Raw genomic sequence first — 1,317 nt, forward strand, 5'->3', positions numbered from 1 at the left:
CCTTACAAGGCCCAAGGGAGACTTCGGCATGAAAGCAAAGAGACGGTTTTTCGAGGAGCCCCTAATTCAGGCAGACCCCGAACTAGCACGTTTAATCTCAGCAGACGAGTCGAGGCAGCGAAGCCAAGTAGAATTGATCGCCCCGAAGAACTACATGAGTAACGCGGCCCGCGAAGCGATGGCATCGATGGTGGTATTCACCACCGTTGAGGGCTATCCAGGGAGACGGTATCACGCTGGTGTCGAAAACGTCGATGCCATTGAACGCCTCGCCATAGAGAGAGCCAAAGCGATGTTCGGTGCAGGACACGCAAATGTGCAGCCCCATTCTGGTAGCCAAGCTAACCAGGCAGTGTACTTTGCTTTACTCACGCCCGGAGACACAGTGTTGAGTATGGATCTTTCCTCAGGGGGGCACTTGAGCCACGGGTTCAAGTCCAACTTGTCCGGTCGCTGGTTCAAAACGATATCATACGGGACAACACCAGAGGGGTTCATCGACTACGATACGATGGAACAGCTCGCTCGCGAGCATCGTCCCAAGCTCATTATTGTAGGCGGCTCATCCTATCCTCGTGCTATCGATTTTCCTAGGGTATCAAAAATCGCTGCGGAGGTTGGCGCAGTCACACTCGCCGATGTATCCCACTTTTCCGGATTGATTGCTGCAAAAGAGTATCCGAGCCCATTTCCTTACATGGACCTGGTAACCACAACGACGAACAAAAATCTACGCGGGCCGAGGGGAGGCCTGATAATGTCTCGCGACGCGGCTTTAGGTAAAAAAATCGATTCAGCGGTATTCCCCGGCATTCAAGGCGGGCCGCTGCCCGACGTTATTGCCGCCAAGGCCGTCTGTTTCGGTGAGGCCCTTAAGCCCGAGTTTACCGAATACGCTAGACGGGTACTGAGCTGCGCGCGAACTCTGGCGAGCGGCTTGAGCGCACGTGGGTTCAAAATCGTCACAGGGGGGACAGATACGCCATTCACGATGGTTGACCTCAGAACGCGTGGGCTGACAGGCGATGCCGCGCAGAAGGCATTGGAAGCTCATGGCGTGACAACGAACCGCAATCTCGTGCCGCAAGACAGCCAATCACCGAATGTCACCTCGGGGCTCCGGATGGGAACGTCCGCAATTGCAGCTCGTGGAATGGCAGATCCGGAAGCATCTGCACTAGCAGAGATCATTGCCAACGTTTTAGATCGACTTGCAGCGAATCCAAGCCAAGGGCTGGAAATCGACGTAGACATTGCCGGACGAGTGTTGACGCTGGCGGAGAGATTCCCGCTATACCCCACCTAACCGGTGGGGCA

Annotated in this window: 1 protein-coding gene; it reads left to right on the forward strand. The window is 55.3% G+C overall.

The window, feature by feature from the left end:
- Window positions 1-28: 28 nt before the first annotated feature.
- Window positions 29-1,306, forward strand: coding sequence for a serine hydroxymethyltransferase (gene glyA / locus NKJ13_RS31480; protein WP_352779566.1), 1,278 nt, complete (start codon window positions 29-31; stop codon window positions 1,304-1,306).
- Window positions 1,307-1,317: the final 11 nt, after the last annotated feature.

The organism is Mesorhizobium sp. M0174 (assembly GCF_040322275.1).
Classification (GTDB): Bacteria; Pseudomonadota; Alphaproteobacteria; order Rhizobiales; family Rhizobiaceae; genus Mesorhizobium.